The sequence below is a fragment of the Streptomyces triticagri genome (genome assembly GCF_003429565.1).
GTDB classification, from domain to species: domain Bacteria; phylum Actinomycetota; class Actinomycetes; order Streptomycetales; family Streptomycetaceae; genus Streptomyces; species Streptomyces triticagri.
Genome location: NZ_QUAK01000004.1, coordinates 1 through 7,456 on the forward strand (window position 1 = coordinate 1; position 7,456 = coordinate 7,456).

At 70.6% G+C, this 7,456-nt stretch carries 5 protein-coding genes; 2 read left to right on the plus strand and 3 right to left on the minus strand.

All coding sequences use genetic code 11. The annotated features are described in order from the left end of the window. A partial coding sequence (locus DY218_RS35555; RefSeq protein WP_147336112.1) for a DUF6531 domain-containing protein occupies window positions 1-3,567 on the minus strand: 3,567 nt, incomplete at its 3' end. 698 nt (window positions 3,568-4,265) lie between these two features. Further along, entirely contained in the window at window positions 4,266-5,480 is a 1,215-nt protein-coding gene (locus DY218_RS00460; RefSeq protein ID WP_128553895.1) for an epoxide hydrolase family protein, read from the minus strand. 98 nt (window positions 5,481-5,578) lie between these two features. Here DY218_RS00460 and DY218_RS00465 point away from each other — a divergent pair, with 98 nt between their 5' ends. Further along, the gene (locus DY218_RS00465; protein ID WP_128553896.1) at window positions 5,579-6,151 is read left to right on the plus strand and encodes a CGNR zinc finger domain-containing protein; all 573 of its coding nucleotides are present in this window, start codon (window positions 5,579-5,581) and stop codon (window positions 6,149-6,151) included. Window positions 6,152-6,167: 16 nt separating this feature from the next. Here DY218_RS00465 and cpt read toward each other — a convergent pair whose 3' ends face one another. Next, window positions 6,168-6,704, minus strand: a complete 537-nt coding sequence (gene cpt / locus DY218_RS00470; RefSeq protein WP_128553897.1) for a chloramphenicol phosphotransferase CPT — start codon at window positions 6,702-6,704, stop codon at window positions 6,168-6,170. A gap of 154 nt (window positions 6,705-6,858) precedes the next feature. On the opposite strand from cpt, the gene DY218_RS00475 reads away from it, so the two are divergent. After that, window positions 6,859-7,419 (plus strand): hypothetical protein, encoded by a 561-nt coding sequence (locus DY218_RS00475; RefSeq protein WP_128553898.1) that lies wholly within the window; start codon window positions 6,859-6,861, stop codon window positions 7,417-7,419. Window positions 7,420-7,456 lie beyond the last annotated feature (37 nt).

Below are 7,456 nucleotides of genomic sequence, written 5' to 3' on the forward strand. Positions count from 1 at the left end.
GGTGCGGGGGCCTGGGGAGGGGATGTGGCCGGTGGCGTGGGTGATGTTGCCGGCGGGGTCGTAGGTGTAGGTCTCGGTGGGTGCGTTCGGTGGCTCGGGCGTGTGCGGGTGACCAGGGTTTTCGGCGTCGGGGTGGTGGCCTGGTGGCGCGTCCGCCGCGTGGACCTCCGTGACGCGGCCCATCGGGTCGAGGATGTACCGGGCGTCGTCGCGGGTGGAGAGGGTTCCGTCCGGGCGCCAGGTGTAGGTGTGTTGGGCCACGGTGTGGCCGGATGGGGACAGGGCGCGATGGAGGGTGGGGCGGCCTGAGGGATCGCGAGTGGTGGTGAGGGTGAGGCCGGGTGCGGAGGGTGAGCTGTGGGTCCTCAGGAGGGTGCGGGTGACTTCACGGCCGGCGGGGTCGTACGTCAGGGCTAGGTCGCGGCCCGCAGTGGAGATTCGGGTGAGGAGGGAGCCGGGGGAGTGGGTGTACGTGGTGGGAACGCCGGAGGGGGGCGTGCGGGAGGTGGGGCGGCCCATGGCGTCGTAAGTGATCTGCAGGGGCCGGCCGTTGACGGTTTCGATGAGGAGGCGGCCTGCGGTGTCGTAGGTGCGGGTGAGGTGGGTGTCCGGGTTGCTCGCGTCGACCAGGCGGTCACAGGGGTCCCAGGTGTAGGTGGTTCGGCTGTCGGGGGTTTCGCGGGTGGTGAGGCGGTCGAGGGTGTCCCAGGTGTGGTGGGTGATCGCGCCGTCCGGGCCCTGGATCGAGACCGTGCGGCCGGCTGCGTCGCGGGTGTAATGGGTGGTGCGGTCGTCGAAGTCGGTTTCGGAGAGGAGGTGGCCTGCCGGGTCGTACGTGTAACCCCATTGCAGGCCTTGGGGGTTGGTGACCTGAGCGAGGCGGAGGAGGGTGTCGTACGTGAAGTGGTAGGTGGCGCCGTCCGGATCCGTGCGGGTGGCAATGCGGTCGAATTCGCCGTATGTGAAGCGCGTGGTGGCGCCGAGGGGATCGGTGTGCGACGTGGTGTTGCCCTCGCCGTCGTACGTCCACATCTCGACGGCGCCGTCCGGGCCGGTGCGACTCAACAGGTGCCCGTCCACTGACCAGTTGAGGCCGGTGACCGCGCCGAGCGGGTCCGTCACCGAGACGGGGTGGCCGAGGGTGTCGCGCCGTACGAGGGTCGTGGCGCCGTCGGGGTCGGTGACTGAGAGGGGGAGGCCGGCGGTGTCGGAGGTGATGCGGGTGGTGGCGCCCGTTGGGTCCGTCACGGCGATGGGCGTGCCGCTGGGGTCGTACGCGTACCGCGTGACCGCTCCGGTGGGGTCGGTGACCGAGGTGAGGTTGCCGGCGTGGTCGTAGGTGTGGTGGGTGGTCGTGTCGTCCGGGGCGGTGACTGTGACGGGGTTGCCGGCGTCGTCGTAAGTGATCGCGATCCGGCTTCCGTCGGTGCGGAGTTCCTGGGTGAGCTGTCCGTCCTCGGTGTAGGACCAGCCCGTTGTGCGGCCGAGTGGGTCGGTCGTGGCGACCGTCCGGCCCGCCTCGTCGTACGTGTGGCGGGTGACGCCACCCGCCGGGTCGATGATCGCGGTGACCAGGTGGCGGGAATCGCATATGTAGTGCGAAGCGTCGCCGGTCGAGGAGGTGACGGTCGTGACGGTGCAGCCGGGGTGGTCGGGGTGGGTGCCGTTGTAGGTGAGGGTGAAGGCCAACGCCCCGGAGCTGCTGGTCTCGGCGACGACGCGGTCCTGATCGTCGTAGCGGTAGTGGTAGGAGCGGGAGTTGGAGTCCGTCCAGGAGGTGATGCGGCCGTGCGAGTCCGGGGTGAAGCGGGTGGTGCTGCCAGGGGTCGCACGGGTCTGCTCGGTCAGGTTGCCGTGGGTGTCGTAGGCGTACGAGACAAGGCGGATCCAGCGGACGTCGACCTCGTCGTCGAGGGTGGCGAGCTCGATGCCGGTGATCCGCTCCAGCGTCGGGTCGTGGAGGATGCGGAGGCGGTACCCGCCGGAGTGGGTGATCGCGGAGGGTGCGCCGGACGGGGTGTAGGTGAAGGAGATCCGGTTGCCGTGGTGGTCGGTGAGGGTGGAGAGGAGGCCGTCGGGGGTGAAGTGCCGTGTGGGGGCGCCGAGTTCGGTGATCGTCCAGGTTCCGTCGGTTGCCCGGGTGAGTGCCCGTCGGGGTGCCGTCGGCTCGGTGGGCCACACCGGGGCGCCCCCAAGAGCCGCGGGAGGGTAGGCGACGAGCAGCCCGTCCGGGGTGAAGTGGACGACGCCCTGCTCGTCGTGCTCCAGGCGTTCGTCGAGGCTCGACGACCAGCACGGGCCGAACCAACGCCCGCCCCGGTAGCCGGAGTCGGCGCGGCGGGTCAGGGCGAGGGGGAGAGTGCCCGGCAGCTCCACATCGGTGAGTTCGAGGAACATGCGGCCGGTGGCCAGGTCCACCGGGTCGGTGCGCCCGCTCGCGACGCGGTCACCGGGCCGTGCGTACGCACCTCTGCCTCTACCAAGGGCCCCGCGGGCCCACGGCATCGCGCCCCGGGAAGCGAGCCGCCCCAACGCCTGAGCGCCACCACGGGCGAGGTACGGCGCCAGTCGAGGCAGGGCGGCCCCGAGCAGCATCTCCCCCACGCCTCCGCCCAGCATCAGCTCCAGCGGAAGCGCGTACGGCATCGCGAGCAGGGCCAGTGTCGCCACGGTCAGCAGGAGCGGCAGGCCGACGTCGAGGAAGCGCTCCAGAAGGAACGACGGGTCGTCGTTGTACGGGTCGACCGCGTCGTGCACGTCCAGGGGCTTCTCACCGTGCGCGATCGCCGCTCGCCGGGACAGGAGCAGGCAGCCGGTCAACAGCGAACCCGCGCACAACGTGAGGCGGAGCTGGGCGGCGACGGCCGGTTCCGCGAGCGGGAGGCGCAGCGTGGTGCGCAGGCTCGCGAGAGTGGCGACCAGACGCCACACGATGAGCAGCAGCCCGGCCACGGCGGCCCAGATCAGGACCTGCAGCCCGGCCCCGTCCGCGAACCACTTCTGGATGCCCTGTGTGTCCTTGAAGTCGCCGACGAGGAGGTAGGCGAGGGAGGGCAGCACGACCAGGAGGGACAGGAGCAGGAAGAGCTTCTCGTGCCAGGGCAGGCGGGTGCGGGCGGCCCACGCATCCCACAGCAGCTGACGCTGGGAGACGCCCTGCCAGCGGGCGGGATCATTCGTCTCGTCGAGGGCGCGGGTCCGTTCGGTGACCTGCTCGCGCAGGCGCACTATACGGGCCGGGTCCGTACGGGAGTGCCCTACGGCCATGTGCAGGGCGCGCCGCGTACGGGCGTAGCTCGTCGCGATGAACCAGGTGTACGGGGGCTTGATCAGGGCGTACGACAGCAACGGTGAACCACCGGACGAGCCCGCGCCGGGGACCGCCCGCTCACCGGCCAGCAGCGTCTGAGGCAGCAGCACCCGCCCCCGGCGCCGCCGGCCCACATCCACCGCCGCCGCACCCACCAGCGCCCCGAGCGCGATCCATATCCCCCACTCCTGATGAATGTCCTCCGCCCACGGCTTCGCCCACTCCGCATCCTTGTTCGCAGCTGCGATATTGTTCACCCAGTGAGCCGCCCACGCCGCCACCAACGGAACCAGCCCACACACCCGCCACACCCACCACCCCCCACACACCATCAACCCCACACCGAGCCCGCCCAGCACCCCGTAAATGAGATGAATCCCCGGCGGGAACTGCGCCTCACTCCAGTCCGAGACCCCGTTCGGAGCAGGAAAAAGACTGGTCAGAATGCGACCCGGATCAGGGATGAAGGCATTGCTGAAAATGGACTGCGCAAGGACCCAACCCCCGTCATCCGGCTGCGACTTGTGCGCCCGCTCCGCGAACGACAACACCGACTCCAACAGCCCGAAACCCGTCCCGACCGACGCCCCCAACACNGCGACTTGTGCGCCCGCTCCGCGAACGACAACACCGACTCCAACAGCCCGAAACCCGTCCCGACCGACGCCCCCAACACCGCGAAATCGCTCAACCCCCACCCCGAACGCCACCAACACCGTCGACCAACGCACCACCCGCACCGGCGCCGACAACACCAACAACTGCACCAGACACCACACCGCAGCCAACACCATCATCAGTGCCACGACACGTCCCCCAGCGCGCTCGATGTTCGGACTCACGAATGTTCGCGAATGCAATTCTTCGCTACGCTATGGCGATTGTCGGAGTGTGCACAAGGGGTTACTGGTAACTCCCGTGCGTGAGGGGCGGGTCCGCCTGGGGTCTGTCGGTCTTACCGGGTGGCGGTGAGGACTGCTGTGAGGGCGTTCTGGAGGTCCTTGGTGAAGAGGGTGGGGGCTTCAAGGGCCGGGAAGTGGCCGCCCTTGGGCGGGGTGGTCCAGTGGACGATGTGGCGGTAGCGCTGGGAGGCCCAGGGGCGTGGGCACTTTTCGACGTCGCGGGGGTACATGGTGAGGGCGGAGGGGACGTCGACGCGGAGGTCGGGGTCCAGGGAGTTGTGACTCTCGTAGTAGATGCGGGCCGCCGATGCGCCGGTGCGGGTCAGCCAGTAGAGGGTGACGTCGTCGAGGATCCGGTCCCGGGAGATCGTCTCGAACGGGCTGTCCTCGGTGTCCGACCACTCGGCGAACTTGTCGAGGATCCAGGCGAGCAGCCCGACCGGTGAGTCGACGAGGGCGTAGCCGATGGTCTGTGGCCGCGTCGCCTGCTGCTTCGCGTACGCGGCGCGGTGGTTCCAGAAGTCGCGGGTCTCCTCGGCCCACGCGCGCTCGACGGCCGTCAGCCCGTCCGTGCTCAGTCCGGGCGGTCCCTCCGCGAACGTGGTGTGGATGCCGAGGACGTGGTCCGGGAATCGGCCGCCGAGGACCGTGGTGATGTTCCCGCCCCAATCACCGCCATGGGCCAGGAACTTGTCGTATCCGAGCCGTCCCATCAACTCCACCCAGGCGGCCGCGATCTTCTCGGTGCCCCAGCCGGTGGTGGCCGGCCTGTCGCTGTAGCCGAAGCCGGGCAGTGACGGGACGACGACGTGGAACGCGGGCGCGTCCGCGTCCTGCGGATCCGCCAACTCGTCCACGACATCGATGAAACGGGCGATGCTGTCCGGCCAGCCGTGCGTCATCAGCAGGGGCGTGGCGTCCGCACGCGGAGAGCGGCGGTGCAGGAAGTGGATGCCCAGACCGTCGACGGTCGTACGGAACTGGCCGATCCGGTTGAGCCGGTCCTCGAACGACCGCCAGTCGTACTCGGTGCGCCAGTAGTGCACGAGGTCGACCAGGTCGGCGAGCGGGACGCCCTGCCCCCAGCGGCCCGGGCCGGGTCCGGCGGGATGGATCGTCTCGGCCTCCGGCAGCCGTGCCGCGGCCAGCCGCGCGCGCAGGTCGTCGAGGTCGGCCTCCGCCGCGTGGGCTTCAAAGGCCTCTACGGCCGTCACTGATGCGTCAGTTGCGGGTGCGTCTGCTCGTACGTCGCTGCTCCGGGCGGGCATGAGGCCTCCTGGCGATCGTGGAACCATGGAACCTGCAATGGCGGTTCCATCTTTGTAGCAGCCTTCTGCACCGATCGGCAACCAGCTATGGTGGTTCCATGCGTACTGAGCCCCCCGACTTCCGCCTCGGCAGCGTGCTGGCGACGAGCTTCACGGGGACCCTCTCGGAGCGTCACGGCGAGCCCGTGGAGCGCATCCCGACGCCGCAGCGGCTCGTCGACTGGCTGGCGGAGTACGACCTCGCCGTGGACCCCTGCACCCCGGCGCAGCTCGACCGCGCCCGGGAGTTGAGGGAGTCGATCCATGCCGCGGCGACCGCGGCCGCGGCGCAGGAGGCTCTGCCCGCCGCCGCGGTCCGGGTCATCAACGACTTCAGTACTCAGGGGCGGGCCGCGGCGACCCTGACGCCGGAAGGCGAGCGGCGCTGGCGGCTCACCGCCGCCTCCCGCCTGGAGGACGCGCTCGGCGTCATCGCCGCGGACGCGATCGGCATCATCGCGGGCGAGCGCGACGGAAAACTGGCCCTGTGCGCCTCACCGACCTGCCGGGCCGCCTTCTTCGACGAGAGCCGCAGCCGCACCCGTAAATGGTGCGACATGAACACCTGCGGCAACCGCCAGAAGAAGGCCCGATTCCATGCCAACCAGCGCAGGAACCGCACACCTGCATGAGTGACGCGGCGCTTCGTCAGCGGTCGAGGCGGGCGGCGATCGCGCGGGCGCAGGCGAGCGGTTCGGCGTGGGTGGTGTCGATCTCCATGTCGTAGGCCACGCCCCGGTGGACGGACTCCGCCTGGAGGGCGGCCATGCCGGGGACGCGGTCGCCGCGGGCGAGTTCGCGGGCCGTGGCGACCTCGCTGTCGCAGCGGATGCCGACCCAGAGGGGGGTGAGGTCGCCGAGCGCGTCACGCCAGCGCTGCTGCGATGCGCTGCCGCCGAGGAAGATCTCGTCGATGAGGACGCGGGCTCCGGCGCGCACCATCGCCGCGATCCCGATGCGCCAGGCCGCTTCGAGTGCGTGGAAGTCCGCCCCGACGCCGACCGTGCCGTCCGCCCCCACTTCGATCCCGGCGTCGGACGCCCGCATACGGGCCGGCAGCGACTCGACGAAGGAGTCGGCGCCGAACGCCGGCCAGGGATCGAGCAGTACGTCCTGAAGGCACCGCACGATGCTCGTTTTCCCGGAGCTGGAACCGCCGTTGAGGATGATCAGCCGCGTGGTCATCGCGTCAGGGTAGAGGGGCCGTGGAGAGGGCCGCAGAGGGGGACTGTGGAGAGGGAGCGTGCTGAATCGGCCGTATGGGTAGTGACATTTCGGCCACGTTGGGCGCTGTAAGGCGTAGGGAGATGTCTGGCGTGGGGTGGGGAGGTCGGGTCCGGTGAGTCTGGTGGAGATGATCGCCCGGGCGGACGAGGGCGCGCTGGCGGCGAGCGGGCTTGCCTGCGTCGATCGGTGCCTGCCGCTGCTCGGCGGGCGCGACGATGCGCTGCGACCGGTGTGGGCGGCCCTCGATGCGGACGCCGACTGGTCCGCGCCGCTCGCCAAACTCCGTGCGGAGGTGGGGATTTCGGGCGACGGGCAGGCACGGACGGAGGCGGCGGACCGGGTGCGGTCGCTGCTGGTCGGTGTGCCGGACGTGCGTACGGAGGAGACGCTGCGGACGTGGTCCGACGGGTGTTCGGCGACCGCGCTGCTCGTGCACCGGAGTCTGGATCTGGCCGGCGGGGACGTGCCGCCCGAGGAACTGCGGCGTGGCGCCGAGCCGGTGGGGGTCGGCCCGCTGGTCGCCGGTGAACTGCGGCGGCAGGCCCGCATCCTGGAGGTGCTGATGGATCACGAGGGCGTCGGCAACGGCCTGCGGCGCACGGTCGGTATCTCGGCCGAGGGGCGCCGCATCCTGCGCGCGGCGGCGGCTCGCCGGGCGCGTACGGCGGGGTGACGGCGGGCGGCGCGGCGGCCGTGTGCGTCAGGCGGCG